25 protein-coding genes, 1 tRNA gene and 1 pseudogene are annotated in these 23,057 nt (G+C 65.1%); 17 read left to right on the forward strand and 10 right to left on the reverse strand.

Translation table 11 applies throughout. The features are described 5' to 3' along the window. Window positions 1-91 precede the first annotated feature (91 nt). Window positions 92-742 (forward strand): hypothetical protein, encoded by a 651-nt coding sequence (locus NU1_RS28000; RefSeq protein ID WP_067526020.1) that lies wholly within the window; start codon window positions 92-94, stop codon window positions 740-742. A gap of 180 nt (window positions 743-922) precedes the next feature. Here NU1_RS28000 and NU1_RS28005 read toward each other — a convergent pair whose 3' ends face one another. Further along, window positions 923-1,858 (reverse strand): MerR family transcriptional regulator, encoded by a 936-nt coding sequence (locus tag NU1_RS28005; RefSeq protein ID WP_212761200.1) that lies wholly within the window; start codon window positions 1,856-1,858, stop codon window positions 923-925. A 109-nt stretch (window positions 1,859-1,967) separates the two neighbouring features. Between NU1_RS28005 and NU1_RS28010 the strand changes: the two are divergent. Next, window positions 1,968-2,964: pseudogene (locus NU1_RS28010) on the forward strand (acyl-ACP desaturase). 6 nt (window positions 2,965-2,970) lie between these two features. Next, window positions 2,971-3,123, forward strand: a complete 153-nt coding sequence (locus NU1_RS41830) for a hypothetical protein (protein ID WP_157553160.1) — start codon at window positions 2,971-2,973, stop codon at window positions 3,121-3,123. A gap of 99 nt (window positions 3,124-3,222) precedes the next feature. On the opposite strand, the gene NU1_RS28015 is transcribed toward NU1_RS41830, so the two are convergent. Both NU1_RS28015 and NU1_RS28020 read right to left on the reverse strand, forming a co-directional pair. After that, window positions 3,223-3,296 (reverse strand) — tRNA-Met (locus NU1_RS28015). An 86-nt stretch (window positions 3,297-3,382) separates the two neighbouring features. Further along, window positions 3,383-3,745, reverse strand: a complete 363-nt coding sequence (locus NU1_RS28020; protein ID WP_084521871.1) for a MarR family winged helix-turn-helix transcriptional regulator — start codon at window positions 3,743-3,745, stop codon at window positions 3,383-3,385. A 410-nt stretch (window positions 3,746-4,155) separates the two neighbouring features. Between NU1_RS28020 and NU1_RS28025 the strand changes: the two genes are divergently transcribed. Beyond that, window positions 4,156-4,353, forward strand: coding sequence for a hypothetical protein (locus NU1_RS28025; RefSeq protein WP_067526026.1), 198 nt, complete (start codon window positions 4,156-4,158; stop codon window positions 4,351-4,353). A gap of 231 nt (window positions 4,354-4,584) precedes the next feature. Here the strand turns inward: NU1_RS28025 and NU1_RS28030 are convergent, their stop codons facing one another. Then, complete coding sequence (locus NU1_RS28030) at window positions 4,585-5,100, reverse strand: winged helix-turn-helix transcriptional regulator (RefSeq protein ID WP_067526030.1); 516 nt, start codon at window positions 5,098-5,100, stop codon at window positions 4,585-4,587. A gap of 81 nt (window positions 5,101-5,181) precedes the next feature. On the opposite strand from NU1_RS28030, the gene NU1_RS28035 reads away from it, so the two are divergent. Next, window positions 5,182-5,616: a tautomerase family protein gene (locus NU1_RS28035; protein WP_067526031.1), complete on the forward strand. Its 435-nt coding sequence runs from the start codon at window positions 5,182-5,184 to the stop codon at window positions 5,614-5,616. 55 nt (window positions 5,617-5,671) lie between these two features. On the opposite strand, the gene NU1_RS28040 is transcribed toward NU1_RS28035, so the two are convergent. Further along, complete coding sequence (locus NU1_RS28040; RefSeq protein ID WP_212761201.1) at window positions 5,672-6,055, reverse strand: hypothetical protein; 384 nt, start codon at window positions 6,053-6,055, stop codon at window positions 5,672-5,674. A gap of 452 nt (window positions 6,056-6,507) precedes the next feature. Here NU1_RS28040 and NU1_RS28045 point away from each other — a divergent pair, with 452 nt between their 5' ends. After that, complete coding sequence (locus tag NU1_RS28045) at window positions 6,508-7,668, forward strand: epoxide hydrolase family protein (RefSeq protein ID WP_067526032.1); 1,161 nt, start codon at window positions 6,508-6,510, stop codon at window positions 7,666-7,668. Window positions 7,669-7,717: 49 nt separating this feature from the next. Here NU1_RS28045 and NU1_RS28050 read toward each other — a convergent pair whose 3' ends face one another. Further along, entirely contained in the window at window positions 7,718-8,143 is a 426-nt protein-coding gene (locus NU1_RS28050) for a PPOX class F420-dependent oxidoreductase (protein ID WP_067526034.1), read from the reverse strand. 44 nt (window positions 8,144-8,187) lie between these two features. Further along, window positions 8,188-9,069 carry a LysR substrate-binding domain-containing protein gene (locus NU1_RS28055; protein ID WP_245720347.1) on the reverse strand — a complete coding sequence of 294 codons (882 nt, stop codon included), beginning with the start codon at window positions 9,067-9,069 and terminating at the stop codon, window positions 8,188-8,190. A gap of 124 nt (window positions 9,070-9,193) precedes the next feature. Here NU1_RS28055 and NU1_RS28060 point away from each other — a divergent pair, with 124 nt between their 5' ends. From NU1_RS28060 to NU1_RS28080, 5 genes are all read left to right on the forward strand, one after another. Next, on the forward strand, window positions 9,194-10,657 hold the full coding sequence (locus NU1_RS28060) for a form I ribulose bisphosphate carboxylase large subunit (protein ID WP_067526036.1): 1,464 nt from the start codon (window positions 9,194-9,196) through the stop codon (window positions 10,655-10,657). Between the two features lie 15 nt (window positions 10,658-10,672). Continuing rightward, window positions 10,673-11,095: a ribulose bisphosphate carboxylase small subunit gene (locus NU1_RS28065; protein ID WP_067526038.1), complete on the forward strand. Its 423-nt coding sequence runs from the start codon at window positions 10,673-10,675 to the stop codon at window positions 11,093-11,095. 131 nt (window positions 11,096-11,226) lie between these two features. Further along, window positions 11,227-12,180, forward strand: a complete 954-nt coding sequence (locus NU1_RS28070; protein ID WP_245720348.1) for an AAA family ATPase — start codon at window positions 11,227-11,229, stop codon at window positions 12,178-12,180. 16 nt (window positions 12,181-12,196) lie between these two features. Further along, complete coding sequence (locus NU1_RS28075; protein ID WP_067526040.1) at window positions 12,197-13,267, forward strand: class 1 fructose-bisphosphatase; 1,071 nt, start codon at window positions 12,197-12,199, stop codon at window positions 13,265-13,267. 38 nt (window positions 13,268-13,305) lie between these two features. Then, window positions 13,306-14,184 carry a phosphoribulokinase gene (locus tag NU1_RS28080; protein ID WP_067526041.1) on the forward strand — a complete coding sequence of 293 codons (879 nt, stop codon included), beginning with the start codon at window positions 13,306-13,308 and terminating at the stop codon, window positions 14,182-14,184. A 45-nt stretch (window positions 14,185-14,229) separates the two neighbouring features. Here the strand turns inward: NU1_RS28080 and NU1_RS28085 are convergent, their stop codons facing one another. Then, a complete protein-coding gene (locus tag NU1_RS28085) occupies window positions 14,230-15,855 on the reverse strand; it encodes a flavin monoamine oxidase family protein (RefSeq protein WP_084521864.1) in 1,626 nt (541 codons plus the stop codon). 85 nt (window positions 15,856-15,940) lie between these two features. Next, window positions 15,941-16,528, reverse strand: coding sequence for an HdeD family acid-resistance protein (locus tag NU1_RS28090; RefSeq protein ID WP_067526046.1), 588 nt, complete (start codon window positions 16,526-16,528; stop codon window positions 15,941-15,943). A gap of 153 nt (window positions 16,529-16,681) precedes the next feature. Here NU1_RS28090 and NU1_RS28095 point away from each other — a divergent pair, with 153 nt between their 5' ends. From NU1_RS28095 to NU1_RS41835, 4 genes are all read left to right on the forward strand, one after another. Beyond that, on the forward strand, window positions 16,682-17,845 hold the full coding sequence (locus NU1_RS28095) for a thiolase family protein (RefSeq protein WP_067526047.1): 1,164 nt from the start codon (window positions 16,682-16,684) through the stop codon (window positions 17,843-17,845). Between the two features lie 360 nt (window positions 17,846-18,205). Then, the gene (locus NU1_RS28100; RefSeq protein WP_245720349.1) at window positions 18,206-19,342 is read left to right on the forward strand and encodes a winged helix DNA-binding domain-containing protein; all 1,137 of its coding nucleotides are present in this window, start codon (window positions 18,206-18,208) and stop codon (window positions 19,340-19,342) included. Between the two features lie 256 nt (window positions 19,343-19,598). Next, window positions 19,599-20,744, forward strand: coding sequence for a serine hydrolase domain-containing protein (locus NU1_RS28105; protein WP_067526149.1), 1,146 nt, complete (start codon window positions 19,599-19,601; stop codon window positions 20,742-20,744). A gap of 4 nt (window positions 20,745-20,748) precedes the next feature. Beyond that, complete coding sequence (locus NU1_RS41835; protein WP_157553162.1) at window positions 20,749-20,892, forward strand: hypothetical protein; 144 nt, start codon at window positions 20,749-20,751, stop codon at window positions 20,890-20,892. Between the two features lie 66 nt (window positions 20,893-20,958). Here NU1_RS41835 and NU1_RS28110 read toward each other — a convergent pair whose 3' ends face one another. Next, window positions 20,959-21,909, reverse strand: coding sequence for a patatin-like phospholipase family protein (locus NU1_RS28110; protein WP_067526049.1), 951 nt, complete (start codon window positions 21,907-21,909; stop codon window positions 20,959-20,961). Between the two features lie 116 nt (window positions 21,910-22,025). Here NU1_RS28110 and NU1_RS28115 point away from each other — a divergent pair, with 116 nt between their 5' ends. Both NU1_RS28115 and NU1_RS28120 read left to right on the forward strand, forming a co-directional pair. Further along, the gene (locus tag NU1_RS28115; RefSeq protein ID WP_067526051.1) at window positions 22,026-22,460 is read left to right on the forward strand and encodes a VOC family protein; all 435 of its coding nucleotides are present in this window, start codon (window positions 22,026-22,028) and stop codon (window positions 22,458-22,460) included. Window positions 22,461-22,517: 57 nt separating this feature from the next. Next, window positions 22,518-22,925, forward strand: coding sequence for an NUDIX hydrolase (locus NU1_RS28120; protein WP_067526056.1), 408 nt, complete (start codon window positions 22,518-22,520; stop codon window positions 22,923-22,925). The last annotated feature ends 132 nt before the right edge of the window (window positions 22,926-23,057 follow it).

The raw sequence follows: 23,057 nt of genomic DNA on the forward strand, positions 1-23,057 counted from the left end.
CGGGCGGCAGGATCCAACCGACCCAACCCCGTCGGCGACCCCGACTCCAACTGGATACCAAGTACCGGACGCCATCCGGCACGCTACTACCGTGTGGTCAGCCGAACCTGGCATCAGTTTGACCGGCTCCGAAGGCACCCTCATCCGCGCAACGAGAGAGTCGGTCTTCATCGCGGACGAATTCGGTGTATCCGAGGCATATGCGGGTTTCGAACAAGCACTGCCCTCAGATGTTGCGGACCGGATGCGCAAAGACCAATCCAAGTACGACTTCCCGCAAGAGGTCGGGACCTACCGCTATCACCTGGCTGCCATCAAGGACGACGGGCATCAACTCAGCGGCCTCGTCTGTTCGCAAGTCTCCGGCGTGGCGACGAAACTCAACAACGGCAAGTACGAACGAACTGTCTTCAAACCCGGGAGCAGTTTTACGGTAGCGCTCGAGCGGATCGGCGACACGGGCCCGACGACTCCTGCTACGCCTACCAGTCCATCCATGACTCCGGCGGTGGAGCCGACGTACACACCGGGACCAACCGAATGGTCCGCTCCTACCGTGGATCTCTTCACCGGCTGGCGGGTCCTGTTCGGGGTAGAACGAGACGACCCGTTCCAAGGTGAATATGTGGAACGGTGCCGCGCTTGGGATGACATCGTCTTCCCCGACCTGCCCGCCGAGGTGGGACAGCGACTGGTGGAAAACGAACCACCCCCAACGCTTCCCGCCTACCCGGGATACTGATCGCACACCGACACGAGCGCTAGGGATATCCGCTGTGTCCTCCGGTAGGCCCTCTGATTCCGTGTCGGTGACGAGGGCTGCCAACGGTCAACAGTATTGCCATTGAACGCGATGACTCCACCTCGGGGCGAGGGGCTCGTCTGAACCAACGTTGGATCCCATGCGGCAAACACGGCCTGGCTAGTTCTCCGAGGCGTGGCCAGTCGAGCGGTTCAGCGCGCCGTGCAACCAATGGTGCGCCTGTCCGATCGTGGCGGGTGTGGTCGAGAGTTGGGCCGACAGTGACCAATAGCGGTGGATGCGGTGGTCGGTGTCGGTTGCGGCGGCCAATAACTGCTTGCGGAACTGCGGGGAATCACGTTCGCCTCGTGCGTTGGCGTGAGCGTCTACAAATCTGTCGAGTTCGTCGCCGGCATGAGGTCGTACACCCTCCGATACGAGCGGAAACACATCCATCAGCACGTCCCCTACATTGAAGAACAATTCGCGACGGTTGCGTATCGTCTGCGGATGACGTCCCCAGAGGTGTTGTCCCACAGCACCATGCAGCCCAGGTTCGGCCACGAGCGCAGTCAACTCGGCATACGCGACAACGTCACCTGCCGACGGATCGGCGGGAGGCTGCGGGATATTGCCGCACACGAAGCTGTCGAAGTCGCTTCGGGTCAGCCCGGTCAGGACGCGCCACCAGAAGCGCACCAGGCAATCGTGGGCGGCGCTACCGTCCTGCACGGCCGCGAGCAACGCGAGCCGGTCGGCGCGCTGCGCCGGGGCAGCTGTCTCGACTGCCCGCAGTGACGCCCGGCGCCATGCCATTGACCTGAATTCGATATCGAGCCGGGCGCTTTCGGCGGCGACGGCCTCGGTGATCGAGCGTTCCTCACGCAGTACGTCGGTGATCGATTCCAGTCCAAGACCCAGCGCACGCAGTCGCCGGACCAGGAGCAGACGTTCGGTTGCGTCGTCCGGGTCGAACATCCGATGCCCGCCCGCACTGCGTTGCGGTTCCAGAATCCCTTCATCGCAATAGAACCGGATCGTTCGTACCGCAAGTCCGGTCGTACGAGCCAGCTCTCCGATGCTCACCAGCATGGAGCGTTGCGTGTCGTCCGTCACAGTCTCTTGAACCTCCACCCGGGTGGAGGTCTTAGCGTACTAGCACTGCCGTTCTCGTTCACCGAGCGAACGCGCACCTGTTGCTGAATGGTCCGAGAAGGGAAAGTCGTTGGGGAGAGAGCTGACTCAGCGTGAGTTGCTCATTGAGCTCGAGCCGGTCGCCGAAGAGAACGTGCATCGGCATCTGTCGCTGGCCAAGCCATGGCATCCGCACGACTATGTGCCGTGGGACGAGGGCCGCAACTTCGCCGCGATGGGTGGCGTCGACTGGGATCCCGGGCAGTCGCGATTGTCGGAGGTGGCCAAGGCCGCGATGATCACCAATCTACTCACCGAGGACAATCTGCCGTCCTATCACCGGGTGATCGCGGACAACTTCTCCCGCGATGGTGCCTGGGGTACCTGGGTCGGTCGCTGGACTGCCGAAGAGAACAGGCACGGCATCGCGATGCGCGACTATCTGGTCGTCACCCGCGGCGTGGACCCGGTCGAACTCGAACAGGCTCGTATGGCCGCGATGACCACAGGGTTCGATCCACTGGCCACTATCGATTACTCGACCCTCGAGCAAAGCCAGATCCCCGAAGCCGGTGTGCTGTACGGCATGGCGTACGTGACGTTCCAGGAGCTGGCCACCCGGATCAGCCACCGTAACACCGGCAAGGTGTGCAACGACCCCGTCGCCGACACAATGCTGCAACGCATCGCCGCCGACGAAAACCTGCACATGATCTTCTACCGCAACCTCTACGGTGCGGCGCTGGACCTCGCCCCGGACCAGGCCATGGAAGCGGTAACCATCATGCTGACGAACTTCCAGATTGACTGGTGCCGGCAACCCCAACTTCCGCCGCTACGGCGTGCTGATGGCCAAACACGGCATCTACGACATGCGTCAACACCTCGACGAGGTCATCATGCCCGTGCTGCGGCTATGGAAAGTGTTCGAGCGCAACGACTTCACCGGCCGTGGTGAACAAGCCCGTGAGCGACTCGATGCGTTTCTGGCGAAGTACCAGCAAGACACCCTCAAATTCGAGGAGCGCCGCGACCGGATAGCCGCTCGGACCGCGGATAGGCGGGACGCGATAGTGCTCTCAGAGTGACCCGAAATGGCGAGCCAGCGCCGGGTACGCCGACGAAGCTTCACCATGAAGACCTATCAGCACGTCCTGCCCGGCCAGGACGAAGACGCCGCCGACCGCGCCGCCACCCACCTGTTGAGTGGACGCCACGAACAGCGCGGGACACCTCAGCACGGATGACATTCAGTTTGGCCGAGGCTGCCGAATCCGTTGCCATTGCGATGCGAAACGGCTCCGGAACCATCTGGTTCCGGAGCCGTTTCGCTGGTCAAGCGTTAGTAGCGGGGACAGGATTTGAACCTGCGACCTCTGGGTTATGAGCCCAGCGAGCTACCGAGCTGCTCCACCCCGCGTCGGTGTGAGGACAACAGTACAGACAGTGGGTCGAGATACCAAAACGGCTGGCCAAGGGGCTTTTTGCGGGGCAACTCGAGGGGAGTCAGCGGTCGAGTTCTTCGATGATTGTTGCCAAAGCGGTTGTGAGAACGTCCTTTTGCTCGCGGTCCAGGCGGTCCATCGCGGCGGCGAAGCGTTGGATGCGGGCGGAGGTGAGGCCGCTGACGAGGTTTTGGGCGGATGGGGTGGCGCTGAGGAGTTGCGCGCGGCCGTCCTCGGGGTCGGCGGCGCGGGCCAGGTAGCCGAGCTTTTCCAGGCCGGTCACTATGCGCGACATGGTGGGCGCGCTGACTCGTTCCGTCGAGGCCAGATCGCCCAGCCGCATGGGGCCGGAGCGAGCCAGGGTGGCCAGGGCGGAGGCCGAACCGGGGCTCAGTGCGCCCGCATCGCTGGAATTGCGCAGCATCCGCCACAGTCTGCCGAGGGTGAGGTACACCTCGGCGGCTTCGCTGAGGTGATCGGTGGCGTCGATGTCGGCACTCGCATGCTCCGGCAGCGTGGGCTCCTAGTTTATTGGCGGATCAGATACCCGCGCGGTCGGCTGCGTCGAGTTCGGCGGTCCGGTCAGGCACCGTGCCGATGAGTATTTTGACATCCTTCCTCGGACGGCGGAAATGGGGACGCTGTCCTCGCACGAGGGTTTGTGCGTCGGGCGTATGCGAGCCCGGCGATATGCCCGGACGACGACAGGTGCCCCTGTACCGATGAGTCGATCCTCCTAGGTCGGAAACTCGGTCCCTGGCGGCGGCCTATTGTTCCGTAACGCATTGGTCGCCAGCGCGATTCAGCCCATACAGGTGAGGGCAGGACCGTGGGATGAACGAATTTCAGCTATGGCGGTGGCCGCCGCGGCGCGGCGGGCTCAGATTCGTGCGGCCTCTACTCGGTGCGACGGCGGCACTGGCATTGATCATCGGCGTCGCAATGGCGTTCAGCTACACCGTCACCGAGCCCTCCAGCGATCCTCTCCGGGTCGAGATGCCCGTCCACATCGTGCCGTTGCCCCCGACCTGACAGCCAGACTTCCGACTTGCTCCGGTGCGGTTCGCTCGACTCGAATGCGTCTGCCTGCCGCCCGAACGACACACCACCGCCCGAGCGAGCTGACACCCGGTCCGGAAGGCTGGATCGCACGCGGCGTCGGGTCGTGTACGCAGGACGGTCCGAGCCCCGCCGTTGGTAGACGTAGCGTTCATCGTGCGGGAAGTCGCACCGAGTGGCCTTCGCGAATACTGTTGCGCTGGTTCATGGCTCGGTGTAAGGCTCCTCTCGACCACTGTGGCGGGCCAGTACCGTCGTCCCCGGGCCGGACGCCGCACCAGGTCCGGGCAGCGCCGTCACATTCGACGGATGCACCGGCTCCCCGCACGCCGAGCAGCAGACCCGCGGCGTGAACGCCTCCCCGCACGCCCGGTGTACCAGCCGCACCGGTGGGCCACCCGGCGGGGTCGCCCACTTATCACCCCAGGCCATCAGCGCCATGAGTACCGGCACAAGTTCGAGACCGGCCTCGGTGAGGTGGTACTCGTGTCGCAGCGGGCGCTCCTGATAGACACGGCGCTCCACAATGCTGTCACCGACCAGCGCCTCGAGTCGGCGGGTGAGCAGGTTGCGGGAGATGCCGAGATTCTCCGCGATGTCGTCGAACCGGTGTAGGCCGAGGTAGATATCCCGCACGATCAGCGGAGTCCACCATTCCCCGACGCGTTCCAGGGATTGTCCGATCGAACAGTGCATCTCCGCGAAGCTGGTCCGGTGCATGTCCCCAGTCTAGAGGGTTGATTGATTGAACCCACAAGGCGTACGGTGATCTTCGACAGAGTTCAATGAAAGGACTGACGAATGCCGTTCGTAGAGTTGTTCGTTCCCAAGGGTTCACTCGATCCGGAGCGCCGAGAAGAGATCGGCGGCCGATTGGTCTCGGAGGTGATGCTCGCCGAGGGGGCACCGGATACCGAGGCGGCCCGTGCCATCTCATGGCTCGTGGTGAACGAAATCGACGCCTGGTTCGTCGGCGGGCAGCAACTGCCGGCCGGGGAGAAGCCGAAATATATGGTCCGGGTGGGTGTTCCGGCCGGTTCGATGAACGACGACAAGCGCCGCGACATCGTCTCGCGAGTTACCCGGGTCCTCGCCGACGCCGACGAGGACCCGACGCGTTTCACTCAGGCCGCCACCGCGTGGGTACATATCAACGAGATCCCGGAGGGCAACTGGGGAGCGCGCGGAGAGATCGTGCGAACCGAGGACATCGTCGCACTCGTATCCGCCGGCTAGCGCGTCGCGGCGCTGCGACCAGGTGGCAGGACTTGGTCACCCATGCACGGCGCGGTCAGTAGGAGTCCGGCCTGGGGATCGGAATGCCGGCGGCACGGAGTTTCGTCTCGGTGAGCGCTGTCAGCCGGGCCGCGATCGGTGCCTGGTCCTGCCGGTGGCTATTGATCAGCCGGTACTGGGTGGAGGCGTTGGTCCAGACGTGCGCGCCGGTGAGATTTCCCAGCAGTGCTGGGTGGGCGAGGTAGTGCTCGGCTATGGCGGCCGCGAGTTCCTCGATCCTCGGGTCGTCCGGTTCCCAGGTCTCGGCCTCCGAAGCGCGCCTGATCAGGTCGATGTACCCGGGGTCGTCGAGCCGGTGTTCGAGCTGGCCGAGGAAGCTGTCGAAGCCCTCCGGCACCATCGCCCTGGCCAGTACCAGGGCCTCGCGTTGGGCTGCCACATAGTCGGGACCGAAGCCGACGGCGGTCGACGGTTGTGGTGCTCCTGTCCGGGTCGGAAAGGTTGACGTTCATGGTGGTTTGCTCCTTCGAATCCGTTGTGTCCGAGTCGGCGTCATGCCGCTGCAATGAGCTTCCGCCCTGACCCGAGGTCAACCTCAACCGTGATCTGGCTCACAGCGCTATTCAGGTCGGTGAGCACAGATTCGGGTGGCGTCCTCTGCAAGTCCGGAACCCGGGTCGTAGGACAGGCGCTCCAGGGCCGCGTCGGGCGTCGCCGCGGGCCGCCTCCGGTGATACCCGAACAACAGGGCCGCCATCACGGGCTGGCTGGTATCGGCAGTAATGGTGTGGCGGAACGGGATCCGGCGAGAAGTATCGGCAGCTGAGCGGACTGATCGCTGGGAAATCTCATCTTGGCCATGACGCGCCGACCGCCCATAGTGTGGATCCCATGAGCAATGAGATCGTCCCGTTCCACATCGAGATCCCGCAGTCCGACCTGGACTATCTACAGACCCGGCTGGGCGATGCGCGGTGGCCCGCGCAGCAGCCCGGCGAGGAGTGGAGTCGAGGTGTGCCCGTGGGGTATCTGCGGGAGTTGGCGGAGTACTGGCGGGTGGCGTACGACTGGCGGGCGGCAGAGGCGGAGCTGAACAAGTTCCCGCAGTTCACCACCGAGATCGATGGGCAGCGCATCCATTTCATTCATGTGCGGTCTCCGGAGGCGGAGGCGACGCCGTTGGTTCTCACGCACGGGTGGCCGGGGTCGGTGGTGGAGTTCCTCGATGTGATCGGGCCGCTCGCCGATCCGGCCGCACACGGGGGAGAGGCGGCCGATGCCTTCCATGTCGTGATCCCGTCACTACCGGGCTACGGGTTCTCCGGTCCGGCTACCGATGAGGGCTGGAATGCCGCGCGTATCGGAAAAGCGTGGGCGGAGTTGATGAGTCGGCTCGGGTATGAGCGCTATGGGGCGCAGGGTGGCGACTGGGGTGCGATGGTGACGCCCGAGGTGGCCCGGGCGGGTGGGGAGAAGGTGATCGGCGTGCATGTCAATGCCGCGACCTTCGGATTCATTCCGTTCGGACCGGTGTCCGATGAAGAGCGGGCGACCATGACGGCGGCGGAACTGGCGCGGCTGGATCGGTTGGCGGCCTTCCAGAAGGAAGGCAGCGGGTACTTCCAGATCCAGGCGACTCGACCGCAGACCGTGGCGTACGGGCTGCACGACTCACCGATCGGTCAGCTGGCGTGGATTGTCGAGAAGTTCAAGGAATGGTCGTTCCCGGCATCCGGGCTGCCGGAGCAGGCCGTGGATCGCGATCGGCTGCTGACCAACGTGATGCTGTACTGGCTCACCGGCACCGCAGGTTCTTCCGCGGGCCTGTATTACGAAGGCATGCACACCAAGACCTGGCACACCACACCGCTGACCACGCCGACCGGCGTCGCGGTCTTCGCCGAGGACGTCGCTATCCGACGCTATGCCGAGGGCGGGTCCAACATCGTGCACTGGACGGAATTCGAGCGGGGCGGCCACTTCGCGGCCATGGAAGCACCGGATCTCCTGGTTGCCGACGTCCGCGCGTTCTTCCGCAGCTTGCGCTCATAGACAGGTGAGCGGCGCGCGGGCGGGAATGCCCGCGCGCCCGGCGCCTACCTCACGACACCGACTCGACATTTCGCGAACCGCCGTCCGGATCAGCCGGATCGATATGCCAACTGTGGACTCGACGCGGGTGGATTCGAATGATCTCGTGGGAGAACCAGTCGGGGGCCACGGGAATGTCGTCGACGGTGAGAATCTCGGCTGTGCCCCGGATTTCGACACCGCGCCCCCAGCCGGGCTTGACCTCGCTCGGGTCGTCGGGCGTCATATCATCGACCACCAGGCTGACATTGGCGTTGGCCCGAACATTGCGGTACCGCTGCGCATTCGGGTTGGGTCCGCCGATGTCGATCGTTCCGTCGGGGTTGAGGCGGAAGCCGACGGCGACCTGGTTGGGATGGTTGTCCTTGTTGACGGTGGCCAGCCGAGCCAGTCGCTGCGCGGACAGGTAGGTGCGTTCGATTTCGGTGAAGGGCATGTGGGGACAGTAGAAGATGAACCGCGGTTGAGGGCAAGGTTCGATCAAGCTCGGGCCGCGCGGAAGGCGTGTGCGCCGACCTGATCGGTGTCCATGATGTGCGTGAGGAACAACCGGGCCGTCGGGGTGGGGGTGCGGGTGGTGACGGCGTGCCAAGGTCTGTCGAGGGGTGTGCCTTCCACATCCAAGACCTCCAATTGCGCATGGGCGAGGTCGTTTTCGATGGCATCACTGTGAATGAGCGTGACACCCAAGCCTTCTCGGGCTGCAGCCCGGACCGCACCATGCGTGCCGAGGGTGAGGGTTCTGGGACGGATCTGGAGGCGGTCCAGCAGGGCGAGGGTGGTATCCCGGGTCCCGGAGCCTTGGCCGCGTAGCAGCCAGGTGGCGGTGAGAGGATCGGGCCATTGGCCGGGCGCGCTGACCACGACCAGGCGGCTGGGGCGGCGGGCCCGGATCACCAGGCCGTTGTCGCGTGGCGGGCGACCCGCGATGACGAGATCGGTTTCGTGATGGGTCAATTCGATGAACAGCAGGTCGCGCGGCTGGATCGAGAGGCCGATATCTATGTCCGGGTATCGATTTCGAAACGACGCGAGCAGCCGCAGCAGGACGTATTCGCCCGCCGTGGATACCACGCCGATCCGCAGGCGACCGGTTTCGGCCTCCCGCACAGCGGCGTGTGCCTCCTTCATCAGCCCCAGAATGCTGCGGCAGTAACCGGCGTACACCCGCCCCGCGTCGGTCAGCGCGATGCCGCGCCCGTGCTTGGCGATCAGCTTTGCCCCGAGCTGTTTTTCGATGTGCGCGACGGCGGCGGAGGCGGCCGCTTCGGTGATGTGCAGCTGTGCGGCGGCGCGTCGAATACTGCTGTGCCGGGCAACGACCAGAAAGGTTTCCATTCGAACCGCACTGACCGTACCCATCTACAGACGGTAGCAAACTCTACTAATCGATTGTGCGAGACGAGAAACAATCGAATTGTTTGTCGATAACGCCCCCGTCATCCTGGAATTCGCAAGGCGACCACCGGCGCGAGCAGGAGGAACAATGGCTGCTACATCTGAAAGCGACCGTGGCACACCGGAACGTGACCGCTGGGATCCGGGCGTGCAGTCCTACGCGTCGATGGGATATTACGCCCCCGACTATGAACCCAAGGATACCGATGTACTCGCGGTGTTCCGGGTGACACCGCAGCCGGGTGTGGATCCGATCGAGGCCTCCGCGGCGGTCGCGGGCGAATCCTCCACGGCCACATGGACGGTGGTGTGGACCGATCGGTTGACCGCACACGACCGGTACCAGGCCAAGTGCTACCGGGTTGATGAGGTGCCGGGCCGACCGGGCGAGTACTTCGCCTATGTCGCCTACGATTTGGACCTCTTCGAAGAGGGTTCTATCACCAATCTCACCTCCTCGGTGATCGGCAATGTTTTCGGTTTCAAACCGTTGCAGGCATTGCGACTGGAGGACATGCGTATTCCGGTGGCATATGTCAAGACCTTTCAGGGTCCGCCGCATGGAATCGTTATGGAACGGGAGTATCTGAATAAATACGGTCGCCCGCTCCTGGGTGCCACGGTGAAACCGAAACTCGGCCTTTCGGCCCGCAACTACGGCCGCGTGGTGTACGAAGCGTGCAAGGGCGGACTCGATTTCACCAAGGATGACGAGAACATCAACTCGCAGCCGTTCATGCGCTGGCGTGATCGCTACCTGTTCGCCATGGAGGGCGTCAACCGCGCCACCGCCGACACCGGCGAGCTCAAGGGCCACTACCTCAATGTCACCGCGGGCGATATGGAGGATATGTACGAGCGCGCCGAATTCGCCAAATCCCTCGGCAGCCTCATCATCATGATGGATTTGACCGTGGGTTACACGGCCATGCAGTCCATGTCGAAGTGGGCGCGACGCAATGGGATGCTGCTGCATCTGCACCGGGCAGGACACTCCACCTACACACGGCAGAAGACACACGGCGTCAGCTTCCGGGTCCTGGCCAAATGGTGCCGGTTGATCGGCGTGGACCATCTGCACGCGGGCACCGTCATCGGGAAGCTGGAAGGCGACCCGCATACGGTCAAGGGGTTCTATGACACCCTGCGGGACAACCATATTCCCGCCAATCCCCGCAATGGGATCTTCTTCGACCAGGACTGGGCGAGCCTCGGTGGAGTGATGCCGGTGGCCTCCGGCGGCATTCACGCCGGGCAGATGCACCAGCTGCTGGACCTGTTCGGCGACGACGTGATCCTGCAATTCGGCGGCGGCACCATCGGACACCCGCTCGGCATCTCGGCCGGGGCCGAAGCCAATCGCGTCGCGCTGGAGGCGGTCGTCAAGGCCCGCAATGAGGGTCGCGATCTGCTGAAGGAAGGCCCGGAGGTGCTGCGCAAGGCGGCCGAGGGCTGCCGTCCGCTCGAAGTAGCCCTGCAGACCTGGGGTGATGTCACCTTCGAGTACACCTCCACCGATGCCCCCGACGCCGTACCCACGGCAAGCCGCTGAAAGCGAGGAGCCGCAATGTATTTGCGTCACGGCACCTTCTGTTACCTGCCCGACCTCACCGATGCCGAAATCGCCGCCCAGGTGCGCTACGCACTGCTCAACAACTGGCCGGTCTCCATCGAGTACAGCGACGACCCACACCCCCGCAATACCTACTGGGAGATGTGGGGGTTGCCGCTGTTCGATCTCGACGAGCCCGACGGCGTGCTCGCGGAGATCAACGCGTGCCGGGCCACGTTCCCGCGCCACTACATTCGCGTCAACGCCTACGACGCCAGCTACGGGCGTCAAACCACGGCATTGAGTTTCCTGGTGCAGCGGCCGGTGGCGGAACCGGGATTCCGGCTCGACCGCACCGAGGGTGCCGACCGGCGGCAGAGCTACGGATTCCATCCGTACGCCGCCGAGTCCGCCCCCGGAAACCGCTATCGAGACTGACCGTAATATCCTGCGGAAGGCCTATTTTGAGTACAGATCGCCACGCGGCGTCGAACCATCGGGAGCCTGCACCCGAACGTCCGACGACCGGGTTCCGAATGCACCGCCCCGGGGCCACGAGCCCCGCTCCGGTGCGCGGTTCGACCGCCGAGAGTTCCCGACCCGGGGACCCGGCGGCGGCCGACCATCTGCCCGATGACGCGCTCCTGGACCTGTCCACCGATATCGCGGGCAAGGACGTCGAGGACACCCTCACCCGGCTCGACGCCGAACTCATCGGCCTGGCCAATGTGAAGCGCCGGGTGCGCGAGATCGCGGCACTGCTGCTCATCGACCGCGCGCGGGAACGTTTCGGTCTCTCCGCCACCCGGCCCACCATGCATATGAGCTTCACCGGCGGGCCGGGCACCGGTAAGACCACGGTCGCCCTGCGTATGGCCGAGATGCTGCACGCCCTCGGCTATATACGAAAAGCCAAGGTGCACACCGTCACCCGTGACGACCTGGTCGGCCAGTTCATCGGCCACACCGCCCCCAAGACCAAGGAGGCCCTGGCCAAGGCCGCCGGGGGAGTGCTCTTCGTCGACGAGGCCTACTACCTGTTCCGCCCGGAGAACGAGCGTGACTACGGCCAAGAGGTCATTGAAATCCTCCTGCAGGAGATGGAGAACGAGCGCGGCAGCCTGGTCGTCATTTTCGCGGGCTATCCGGACCGGATGGAAACCTTCTTCTCCGCCAATCCGGGCCTGTCCTCGCGCGTCGCGCACCACGTCGAATTCCCGGACTACTCCCACGACGAACTCCTGCGCATTGCCGAACTCATGGTGGCGCAGGAGAACTTCCGGTTCGACGAGACGGCCGCACAGGCGTTTTCGCGCTACCTGGAACTGCGGATGGCGCGCCCCCGCTTCGCCAATGCCCGCAGCGTGCGCAATGCCATCGACCGGTGTCGCCTGCGCCAGGCCAACCGCCTGGTACAGCTGCACCGGCCGGTGAGCCGCGCCGATCTGATCACCCTCACCGATAGCGACGTCTACGGCAGCAGTGTGTTCGCGGACGCCCCGGCCGAAGGGGCGCACCAATGAGAAATTGAGAGGGCCCATGCCTGAAGGATTGAAAACCCTCACCCGCTACACGATCGAGCAGGAGCATCGGCATCCCGGATCGTCCGGGGAATTCTCGGCATTGGTGAATGTGCTGGCCACCGCCACCAAGATTATTGCCAACCAGGTCACACGAGGTGCTGTCGTGGGTTCGCTCGGTGCCGCCGACGCCGACAATCTGCCGGTCACGGTGCATCGCAGGATGGATGCCATCGCTCATGACGTCATGGTGGCCGAAACGCAGTGGACCGGGCCGCTTTCGGCGCTGGTATCGGAACAGATCAGCGGATTGCACACGGTGCCCACCGAAGTGCGGCGGGGGAAGTACCTGCTCGCCTTCGATGCCCTGGACGGCTCCAGCAATATCGACGTGAATCTGCCCGTCGGAACGATTTTCAGCGTGCTGCGTGCGCCCGAGGACGGCCGCGAACCGTCCACCGACGATTTCCTCCAGCACGGTATGCGGCAGGTGTGTGCGGGATTCACCCTCTACGGACCGGCCACCATGCTGGTGATCACCACGGGCAATGGGGTGGACGGCTTCACCCTCGACCGTGAGATCGGGGCCTTCGTGCTCACCCATCCGCGCATGCGGATCCCGGACGACACTGCGGGTTTCGCCATCAACGCCTCCAATGAGCGGTTCTGGGAACGGCCGGTGCGCCGCTATGTCCACGAATGCCTGGAGGGCGTGGACGGGCCGCGCGGGCGCGACTTCAATATGCGCTGGGTGGCGTCCCTGGTCGCCGACACCTTCCACATCCTCACCCGCGGTGGGGTCTACCTGTATCCGCGCGATACCCGCAAGCGCCCGCCACGCGTTTCGCTGCTCTACGGCGCGAATCCGATCGCCTTCATCGTCGAACAGGCGGGCGGCCGCGCGACCACCGGCGACGAGCGCGTCCTCGATGTCCGGCCGGAGGCGCTGCATCAGCGCATTCCCTTCATCTTCGGCTCCCGCAAGGAGGTCGAACGTATCGAGGGCTACCACCGGGAACCCGACGCCGGTCCGGTATTCGACGCCTCACTGTTCGGTTCACGCTCGCTGTTCCGGTCGGCGGGGCGCTGAGTGCGTGAATTCCATTGTCCGGCAATCGAGGAGGTTCCATGTCGGTCAAACATCCCGTGGTCGCGATCACCGGATCGTCAGGTGCGGGGACGACCAGTGTCACGCGGACGTTCCAGGAGATATTCCGGCGGGAGGGCATCAATGCGGTCATTGTGGAGGGCGATTCGTTCCATCGCTTCGACCGCAATGAAATGAAACTGGCCATGGCCGAAGCCGAACAGCTGCGGAACCTCCAGTTCTCCCACTTCGGGCCGGAGGCGAATATGCTCACGGAGCTCGAGAGCCTGTTCCGCGACTACGGCGAGACCGGTGTCGGCATGGTGCGCAAGTACTTACACGATGAGTACGAGGCCAAACCGTTCGGACAGCCACCGGGAACGTTCACGCCGTGGGAGGAGCTGCCGCCGGGCAGTGATCTGCTGTTCTACGAGGGGCTGCACGGTGCGGCGGAGACCAGCACCGTCGATGTGGCGCAGTACACCGATCTGCTGGTGGGGGTGGTGCCGATCGTGAATCTCGAGTGGATTCAGAAGGTGCACCGCGACCGGACCGAACGCGGATACTCCGACGAGGCGATCATCGACACCATCCTGCGGCGCATGCCGGACTACGTGAAGTACATCTGTCCGCAGTTCTCCCGGACCTACGTGAACTTCCAACGCGTCCCGACCGTGGATACCTCGAATCCGTTCACCGCCAGGACGATCCCCACCGCCGATGAGAGCTTCGTGGTCATTCGGTTCGCCGATCCGAAGGTGATCGACTTCCCGTATCTGCTGTCCATGCTGCATGATTCGTTCATGTCGCGGCCCAACTGCATTGTGGTGCCGGGCGGGAAAATGGATCTGGCCATGCAGTTGATCTTCACCCCGCTGATCCTGCGGTTGATGGATAAGCGGCCCAAGCGCCTTCGATGATCGGGCCGCCGCCGGTTCGGCGGCGGCACCCGTGGCGAGATTGCGTCAAGCCTGGCGTGCGGTCACTCCGAGATCGGTACACGCGCGGGCAGCACTCTCCAACGCGCCCTCGATCCAGGCGCGGCCTCGGGTGGAGGTGCCGTCACCGGCGAAAGCGATGCGCCCGTCCATTTCGGTGGTGCGCGTATCGGGTCCGATCTCGACCGCCTGGCCCGGCATGTACACCGCCGCCTCACCAGCCGCCCAGCGGTCCTGCGCCCACGAATGCGATGCGAAACCACCGGTCCATGCCTGACGCACCTGATCGCCGTAGCGCTCGGTCAGGTGGTCGAGACATTCGGCGGCGCGATGTTCGGGGGGCAGCGCGTCCCAGGCGCGAGCATCGTCGGACCAGGTGTAGGAGGCGATCACCACGCCACCGTCGCCGACCGGATGCGACGGGTAGACCGAGACACGTGGTGCGGCGTCGGTGACATCCACGCCGCCGTGCCCGTCCCACCAACGCGTCCCGAATTCCAGGAAGGTCTTCGTCGCGGCATCATGATGCAGCTCCGCGATCGCGCGCTGTTTGCCATAGGACAGTGACGGGGTGAAGGTCATATGCCGCAGCAGCGAGAAGGGAACGGTCACCACCACACGGTCGGCTTCCAGCTGGGCGGCATCCGGGCCGTAGGTGAGGCGAACGCGTCCGTCGCGGCCGTCGATTCGGGTGACCTCAGCATTGGTCTGCAGCTCCGCGCCCGCCGCCAGGGCGTTGAAGCCCAACTCCGAGGTCAATCGGTCGGTGCCGTCGATGATTTCGACCAACTCGGTACCCGGGCCCAGGTAGGCCGCGGTCATCATATTGTGAGTGAGGCTCAGACCCATGCGGGCGGTGAGCCCCTCGGTCGAACCGAGATAGTCGATGTGCTGATCGGTCAGCCTGCGGTCGAGCAGCCAATCTCGCAGGGACAGTTCGTCATGGCGCGCCAGAAATTCGGCCCATTCGTCGACGCCGGAATCGGAAGTGATATCGGCGGAGTGCAGGGCGCGGTCGAGCAGTGCGCGGCCGTGGACCGGATCGAGCCCGAAGACATCCGCGATCTGAGCGGGATCGTTGTCGTATTCCGAACGGGTCAACCGCTTTCCGCAGGCTTGAACGACACGGTTCGGGTGGCTGAGCAGGAACGGACGGGTGGGTACCCGCAGCCGCCGCAGCACGCCGGTGGTCAGCGTATGGCTGGTGGGAATACGCATCGCTCCGGCTTCGGCATGACCGCCGGTGCGCGCGAACGGTTCGCGCAGTGTGCGGATTCGGCCACCGAAGCGGTCGGAGCCCTCCAGCACCCGGACCCGGTGCCCGGCCTGCGCCAGCATCCAGGCCGAAGCCAAGCCGGAGACACCGGCACCGACCACCGCGATATCGAGCGGAGTGGTGGCGGGTTGCGGACCGTTGCCTACGAGCAGGCTGGCATAGTGCGCGCGGACATCGGCACCCGTCGCGTCCACGCCGACAATATCCTGGGCGACCAAGCGGGCACGATTACGCCTTTCCTGCGGAATCCTGGTGTGCGCGAACAGCATTGTATTCCGATCGGCTTCGATGGCCGCCACCGTCACACCGCCGACGGCAGCACCGAGGGTGCCGACCGCCGCCATACGAAAGAGTTCCCGCCGCCGAACAGTCACCATCACGCCTCCATGGGGGTTGGGCCTAACGGACTCCGGCGGCCGCCTCGGTAGAGGACGACCGCCGGGTTGAATCGGATTGCGATATCTATAGCTCTCGGGGAACTGCCTTGGCGGCGCCCTTCGCCTGGAACGCCGACACGATCTCCATAATGCCGATGGCGATGAGCCAGCAGCCGACCACCAGGGTCAGAGCGCTGATCGAGGCAAACGGTACCGCGATCAACCAGCCGCCCGCGATGGCGAGCAGGATGCCGAAGAAAATCGTCCAACCGCGGCCGGGCATACCCTCGGCCGAAATTCCCGCGACCAGGGTGGTGACACCGCGGAAGATCCAGCTGATGCCGATCCAGATGGCGAGCAACCAAATTGCCTCGAGTTCATCGCGGAAGCAGAAGAAGCCCAGGATGAACGACAGGATCGCACTGATGAATGCCAGCACCCGCATCCCGGCGGTGAGGTGCCCGGCGAAAGCGGCGAGCAGCTGGAAAACGCCCGACACGATCAGATAGATACCGAAGAGGACGCCCGCGACCACCAGGGTCTTACCCGGCCAGGCCAGGATCAGAATGCCGAGTGCCACCGAGAGGACGCCGGTGACCAAAATCCACTGCCACGCGCTGCGAGCCAATGCGTGCACGGGCCCCTCGAAAACTTCCTCTTTGCTGGTTGTCATTGCGACAGAATAAGCACAGGTCAATGCATTAGCGGGGAGATTGCCACGTGTTGCAGCCGACTTATACACGAGAGTGTCGCCCACCGTGCGGTACAGTGTCTGAAGTTAACCAGCATTCACATGGTTTCGGGTAGGCACGAGCTAGGAGCAGTCATGACCTCGGCCGTCATTGTCGACGCTGTCCGCACACCCTCCGGTAAGGGGAAACCCGGTGGTGGGTTGTCGGATATCGCACCGGCCACACTACTGGCGGGAGTGCTCGAGAATCTGATCGAACGCACCGGGCTGGACCCCGCACTGGTCGATGATGTGATCGGTGGTTGCGTAACCCAGGCAGGTGAGCAGGCGGGCAATATTTCGCGTATCGCGGTGCTCGCCGCCGGGTTCCCGCAGTCGGTGCCCGCGACCACCGTCGACCGGCAGTGTGGATCCAGCCAGCAGGCCGCGCACTTCGCCGCGCAGGGTGTACTCGCCGGGGCCTACGACATCGCCATCGCCTGCGGTGTGGAGTCCATGTCCCGGGTGCGGATGTTCTCCAACACCCAGGGCGTCGACATTTACGCCCCCATTGCCGCCCGCTACCCCGATGGCCTTGTGCAGCAGGGCATCTCGGCCGAGGTCATCTCCGCGCGCTGGAAGCTGGACCGCGCGACCCTCGACGCCTTCGCCGCCCGCTCACACCGTCTGGCCGCCGAAACCGCCGCCGCCGGTGGCTTCGACCGCGAAATCGTGGCCGCCGGAACCCTGACCGCCGACGAAACCATCCGCGCCAGCACCACCGTGGAGGGCCTGGCCGGTCTGAAGCCCGCTTTCGTCGACGCCGAATACACAGCGCGCTTCCCGGAAATCGACTGGTCCATCACCCCCGGCAACTCCTCACCGCTCAGTGACGGTGCCTCGGCCATGCTCATTATGAGCGAGGAGAAGGCCACCCAGCTCGGACTCACGCCGCGCGCCCGTTTCCACTCCTTCGCCGTGGCCGGTGACGATCCGCTGCTCATGCTGACCGCCGTCATTCCCGCCACCCGCAAGGTCCTCGCCAAGGCGGGCCTGACCATCGACGATATCGACGTCTACGAGGTCAATGAGGCTTTCGCCCCGGTGCCGCTGGTCTGGGCTCAGGAGCTGGGTGCGGACCCGGCCAAGCTCAATCCTCGCGGCGGAGCCATCGCCCTCGGCCATCCGCTGGGCGCATCCGGCGGCCGCATTATGTCCACCATGCTCAACCACCTGGAACAGACCGGTGGCCGCTACGGCCTCATGACCATGTGCGAGGCGGGCGGGCTCGCCAACGCCACCATTATCGAACGGGTCTGAGCGTAGCGGGATACCGGGTACCGCACGGTATTTCGGCATCGACGCGGTGATGGTTACCAGTGGCCGCGGCATGGCACCGACAACGCACCCGAAACGGTGTGAGCCGGTCGTCGCAGTCATTCCGGCATGGTTTCGGCCGGGATCCACACTCTGATGTACCGCATCGAATGGTGTGGATTCCGGCCAAAAGCGCGCCGGAATGACGGGGGGTGTTATGTGGTCGAGTAGGTAGCCCATTGAGGTTGGCAGTGGGCTTCCGTTGCGCCTTGCCGGAGTGAGTGTTCCGAGGTGCCATGCTCTCGCGCGCCGAGGGTGGAAATGCGCGAATGGTGTCGGCGGGCGGTCGTAGGGTTGGGGCGGTTGACGGGATCGTTGTGGGAGGTATCGGTGCGCGTTTCCTGGGATCAGGTCTTCGCCTGGCGGATGCGGCGGCAATTCGTCGATCCGCGAGGGAAGGCCGGAGCGGTCGAGGTTGCCGCGCGGTTGGGTGGGGTGCAGGCGCAGGTGACGTCGGCGGCGGAAACAGCGGTGGCGGTGCGGCAGTCGGCGGGGGAGCCGGGTGGGGTGGTGACGGCGCTCGGGGAGGGGGCGTTGGTCAAGACGTGGGCTATGCGGGGGACATTGCACGCATTGACACCGGGGATGGCGGTCGCCGTGTTGTCGTTGATGGCTTCGGCGCGGACGTGGGAGAAGCCGTCCTGGCAGAAGGCGTTCGGGGCTTCGCCCGATGAGGTGGCCGATTTGGTGAAGGCCGTGGCGGGGATTCTCGATGGGGCGGTGCTGACCCGGGAGCAGTTGGTGTCGGCGCTATTGGCGGAGCGGCGTTTCCAATCCATGGAACGTGAGCTGCGCTCGGGGTGGGGCGCGCTCCTCAAGCCGCTCGCCTGGCAGGGGGCGCTGTGTCATGGTCCGACGCAGGGTAAAACGATCACCTTCACCAACCCGGCGAGTCTCATTCCGGGCTGGGCCGGTATCCCCGAGCCCGATATCGCGGCACCCGAGACGATTACCGCCTATCTCGGCGCCTACGGCCCCGGCACCCCGGAAGCATTCGATGCCTGGCTCACCCGTGGCAGTCTCCGCAAAACCGTTGTGCGGCGCTGGTTCTCCGAACTCGGCGACCGCCTCACCGAGGTCGAAGTCGACGACCGCACCGGTTTCATCCTCACCGAACACGCCGACGAACTGGCCGCCACCGAACCGGCGCACTCGGTACGCCTGCTCGGCCCCTTCGACCAGTACGTCCTGGGGCCCGGCACCAATGACACCGCTCTACTACCCGGCGATCACCGCGCCAAAGTCAGCCGCACCGCGGGCTGGATCTCCCCGTTGGTCCTCGTGGACGGCCGGATCGCCGGTACCTGGGAGATCGATAACGGCGATCTGGCTGTCGCCATGTTCGACGACGCACCACTGCCGAAGGCAGGATTGCAGGCCGAAGTGCCCCATATCGCCCGAGCTACCGGTCAACCGGTGAACGGCGTCCGGTCGGCCTGAAGGACGGCCGCTCGGCCCGAGCCGGGGTGGCGGCCGACTCTGCACGGCGGCGCGGTCGACAAGGCGACCCGGGATTCGGAATCCGCTACGCGGCACTTGCTTCGCCGAAACCACCGCAGTCCACCCGAGGGTGATCAGCTCTCGTCGCGCGCACGATCGGCTGCTGTCGATACGCCGGAGGTCGGCCGAAATCTCGGGGGTGGACTCAGGGTTGGACCGGATGTGCTGGGGCGGTGTGGGTTTCTACGGTCAGTGCATGAGAATCGCGCCTGCCTTCACCGTCGCGCTCGCGCTGCTGGCCGTGGCCGCCTGCTCGAGCCTGGACAGCGGAGCGGGCCCCAAGGCCGTCGGCCCACCGACCACGGTATCGCCCACGCGGGTGGAGCAGGTGCGCGCCGATATCGACGCACTGGTGGGGATCGGCATCACCGGGGTGATCGCGACCCTCACCGAGAACGGGCAGACCGTCACCCTGACTTCGGGGGTAGCCGATCGTGCCACGGGGGCGACGATTCCGATGTCGCCGCCGCAGCAGGTGCGGGTCGGCAGTATCGCCAAGACCTTCATCGCCGCGATCATTCTGCAGCTCGTGGAGGAGGACCGGGTTCGGCTCGACGATCCGGTCGACACCTATCTGCCCGGCCTGCTGGTCGGAGACGGCGTGGATGGCAAGGCGATCACGGTGCGACAGCTGCTCCAACACCGCAGTGGACTACCGGAATTCAGCGATGATCCATCGGTCGACGAGTATCGCGCCGGGCTCGACGGGCGTACTTCCACACCTGCCGAGGAGGTCGAGCTGGCACTGCGGAAACCGGCCCAGTTCGCCCCGGGGACGCAATACAGGTACACCAACACCAATTACATCGTGGCCGGAATGCTGGTCGAAAAGGTCACCGGCGAAAAGTATTCCGACGAGATCACCGGCCGCGTCACAATCCCGCAGCAGCTGTCGGATACCTATCTCCCCGACACCGGCGAGCTCGATATTCGTGGTCCGCACCCGCACGGCTACGCCACCATCGACGGCGTACGCACCGATGTCACCCGAATCGAACCGTCGGTGCCGTGGGCGGCAGGCGCATTGGTGTCCACCGGTGCGGACCTCAACCGTTTCTGGGCGGCCCTGTTGGCCGGAAAGATCGTCGCCGACGCCCAACTGGAGGAAATGCTCGCGGGCGAACCGCAGGAGGAAGGCAGCCCCCTGCGCTACGGCCTGGGCGTCGGCACAATTGAACTGCCCTGCGGTGCACAGTACTTCGGCCACACCGGTGGCATTACCGGTTTCATCACCCTGTCCGGAGCCACCCGCGAGGGCCGCGCGGTCACCATCACCATGACCGAGGAAACCGAGGCAGAGGTCGACATGCTGGACCTGCTCAGCCACGCGCTCTGCCCGTGAATCCGTGAGCTGCCCATTGATTTTCGCCATGGACCGCATCCCCGCCCTCGCCGGTTTGACCGCCTATGTCGGTGGCATCGGCATCCGACCCGAACACGCGCCTGAATTCGCCCGCCGTCAACGGACCCAACTGCTCGCCACGCCGTAAACCGCCACGCCCGAGCGACTTCCATTCGACGTGAAGTGCCGCCCACGAATCATGCAGCGGATGCGTTTATGCGCCGGGTGCCAGCAGTGGTCGCAGGTACGGCTCCAAGGCGGCTGTTGTCGCGGCGCAGCCCAGGTCCAGGGCCTGTTGAATGGTGCCGGCGTCGCGGCCGATTCGGCCGATGGGCGGGGAACCCGCGGGTGGGCGGATCTGGAGGACGGCGGGGTTGGCGGCCATATCGGTTTCCTCGCGGTGCTGGATTTCGGCGCGCGCCATCCAGGCGGCGACGGTGCCGGGGGCGTGGCGGGAGAGGAAGCGGGTGACGACGCGGGATTCGAGGCGCGAAGGGGTGCTGTGCTTTTCGTCGGCGCGGCGGGTGCGCAGGACAAGCACGTGGGTCGCACCCTGGGCCAGCGCGGTACGGACGGGCACCGATTCGGACAGGCCCGCGTCGACGTAGCGGCGCTCGCCGAGCCGGATGGAGCGACCGGCCAGGATCGGCAGGCAGGTGGTGGCGCGTAGCGCCTGCTGGAGGGTCGCGACGTCGGTAATGAAGGGGCGCAGGTCGACCGCGGTGCCATCGACGGTATCGGTGGCGATGGGATGGAAGGTCACCGGGTTGGCGAGAATGGCCGGGAAATCCATGGGGACGATGCGCTCGTAGACCGAGTGCACGAGGAAGCGGGTGTCCACGACCGGTCCACCACGAAGGGCCCGAGCGGGGGAGATGACGCGGTTGATCACCGTCGGATGCCAGGCGCGGCGTGCGTTCACCGCTCGCCCGCACAGCAGCCACGCACCATTGAGCGCACCTGCCGACGCACCGTAAACGGCGTCGAAGCAGGGCGTTACGCCGAGTTCCTCGAGGGCCATCACCATGCCGTGGGAGTACGCGCCGCGCGAGGAGCCGCCCTCGATTACCAGGGCCAGGCGCGCACCGTCACTCCGCTGTCCGGGGACACTGTCGTCGAGGTGCCGCTGGGCAATGAGCTGTCCGACATCGACGGTCTCCGACACGCCATCACTCCTAGATTTGAGACATTACTCAGCATGTGTACCACGTTGTCGAATAGGGCATCGCGAGTCGACCGCAGGCCGCTCCGATTCTGCGGTCGCCGCTCTAGCGTGGCCCTATGGAACAGCGCATCAGTCTCATCACGCTGGGCGTCGCCGACCTGACCCGCGCCCGCACCTTCTACGAGAACCTCGGCTGGCGGGGACAGGAGGTCGAGGAAACGGTCTTCTTCCAGGCGGGCGGCCTCGGGCTGGTGCTGTGGAGTCGGGAGAAGCTCGCCGAGGACTGTGCGATCTCCGACCCGCGCACGGACGGATTCGGCGGCATCGCCCTGGCTCACAATGTGCGCTCACCGGCCGAGGTCGACGATCTGCTGATGACGGGGCACGCGGCCGGTGCCACCGTCACGAAGTCGGCCGCCACCACGTCGTACGGCGGTTACGCGGGCGTCTTCCTCGACCCGGACGGGCATGCGTGGGAGGTCGCCCACAACCCCGGATTCCCCCTCGCCGCCGACGGCACCCTCACGCTCCCGGACTTCGGTGCGCTCTGACAGATGCCCCGGCCCTGCTCCGTCAGAGCTCCCGCCCACAGCCACTAAGCTGCGCGAATGCGAACCGAGCCCGCGCGAAAGCTGATCGATACGGTGGCCTGGGTGCGAATCGAGGACGGCCGCATCCTGTGCGCCCGCCCGCGCGGTAAGGACATCTTCTATATCCCTGGCGGCAAACGCGAGGGCGACGAAACCGATCTGCAGACACTGCTGCGCGAGATCGAGGAGGAGTTGACGGTCGCGCTGGTGCCGGAGTCCGTCGAGCACGTCGGCACCTATGAGGCTCCGCTGCCCGATCTGGTGGTGCGGATGGCCTGCTATACCGCCGACTACACCGGAAACCTCGCGGCCAGCAGCGAGATCGACGAAATCGCCTGGTTCACCTATGCCCATCGCGATGAGGTGCCGCCGGTGGACCAACTTCTCTTCGATGACCTGGTCGCGGCCGGTCTGCTGGCGGCGTAATACCGGTCAGTAGAACAGGTTGTTGACACCTGCTCACCTCCGGTAGTGGGGACTCTGGTCAGAATCTAGAACATGTTCTACTGTGATGGGGACTACGTAACCCGCCCCGGACAGTTAGAGGAGTCCAGCACC

The organism is Nocardia uniformis NBRC 13702 (assembly GCF_001613345.1).
Lineage (GTDB): Bacteria > Actinomycetota > Actinomycetes > Mycobacteriales > Mycobacteriaceae > Nocardia > Nocardia uniformis.

What these genes read in the sequence shown, in the direction of transcription:
- NU1_RS28045 (WP_067526032.1), top strand. Translation starts at nt 6,508, where the DNA reads ATGAGCAATGAGATCGTCCCGTTCCACATCGAGATCCCGCAGTCCGAC.
- NU1_RS28115 (WP_067526051.1), top strand. Translation starts at nt 22,026, where the DNA reads ATGGAACAGCGCATCAGTCTCATCACGCTGGGCGTCGCCGACCTGACC.
- NU1_RS28030 (WP_067526030.1), bottom strand. Translation starts at nt 5,100, where the DNA reads ATGCACCGGACCAGCTTCGCGGAGATGCACTGTTCGATCGGACAATCC.
- NU1_RS28035 (WP_067526031.1), top strand. Translation starts at nt 5,182, where the DNA reads ATGCCGTTCGTAGAGTTGTTCGTTCCCAAGGGTTCACTCGATCCGGAG.
- NU1_RS41830 (WP_157553160.1), top strand. Translation starts at nt 2,971, where the DNA reads ATGGCGAGCCAGCGCCGGGTACGCCGACGAAGCTTCACCATGAAGACC.
- NU1_RS28085 (WP_084521864.1), bottom strand. Translation starts at nt 15,855, where the DNA reads ATGGTGACTGTTCGGCGGCGGGAACTCTTTCGTATGGCGGCGGTCGGC.
- NU1_RS28090 (WP_067526046.1), bottom strand. Translation starts at nt 16,528, where the DNA reads ATGACAACCAGCAAAGAGGAAGTTTTCGAGGGGCCCGTGCACGCATTG.
- NU1_RS28105 (WP_067526149.1), top strand. Translation starts at nt 19,599, where the DNA reads ATGAGAATCGCGCCTGCCTTCACCGTCGCGCTCGCGCTGCTGGCCGTG.
- NU1_RS28060 (WP_067526036.1), top strand. Translation starts at nt 9,194, where the DNA reads ATGGCTGCTACATCTGAAAGCGACCGTGGCACACCGGAACGTGACCGC.
- NU1_RS28120 (WP_067526056.1), top strand. Translation starts at nt 22,518, where the DNA reads ATGCGAACCGAGCCCGCGCGAAAGCTGATCGATACGGTGGCCTGGGTG.
- NU1_RS28055 (WP_245720347.1), bottom strand. Translation starts at nt 9,069, where the DNA reads ATGGGTACGGTCAGTGCGGTTCGAATGGAAACCTTTCTGGTCGTTGCC.
- NU1_RS28080 (WP_067526041.1), top strand. Translation starts at nt 13,306, where the DNA reads ATGTCGGTCAAACATCCCGTGGTCGCGATCACCGGATCGTCAGGTGCG.
- NU1_RS28095 (WP_067526047.1), top strand. Translation starts at nt 16,682, where the DNA reads ATGACCTCGGCCGTCATTGTCGACGCTGTCCGCACACCCTCCGGTAAG.
- NU1_RS28065 (WP_067526038.1), top strand. Translation starts at nt 10,673, where the DNA reads ATGTATTTGCGTCACGGCACCTTCTGTTACCTGCCCGACCTCACCGAT.
- NU1_RS28075 (WP_067526040.1), top strand. Translation starts at nt 12,197, where the DNA reads ATGCCTGAAGGATTGAAAACCCTCACCCGCTACACGATCGAGCAGGAG.
- NU1_RS28025 (WP_067526026.1), top strand. Translation starts at nt 4,156, where the DNA reads ATGAACGAATTTCAGCTATGGCGGTGGCCGCCGCGGCGCGGCGGGCTC.
- NU1_RS28020 (WP_084521871.1), bottom strand. Translation starts at nt 3,745, where the DNA reads ATGCTGCGCAATTCCAGCGATGCGGGCGCACTGAGCCCCGGTTCGGCC.
- NU1_RS28050 (WP_067526034.1), bottom strand. Translation starts at nt 8,143, where the DNA reads ATGCCCTTCACCGAAATCGAACGCACCTACCTGTCCGCGCAGCGACTG.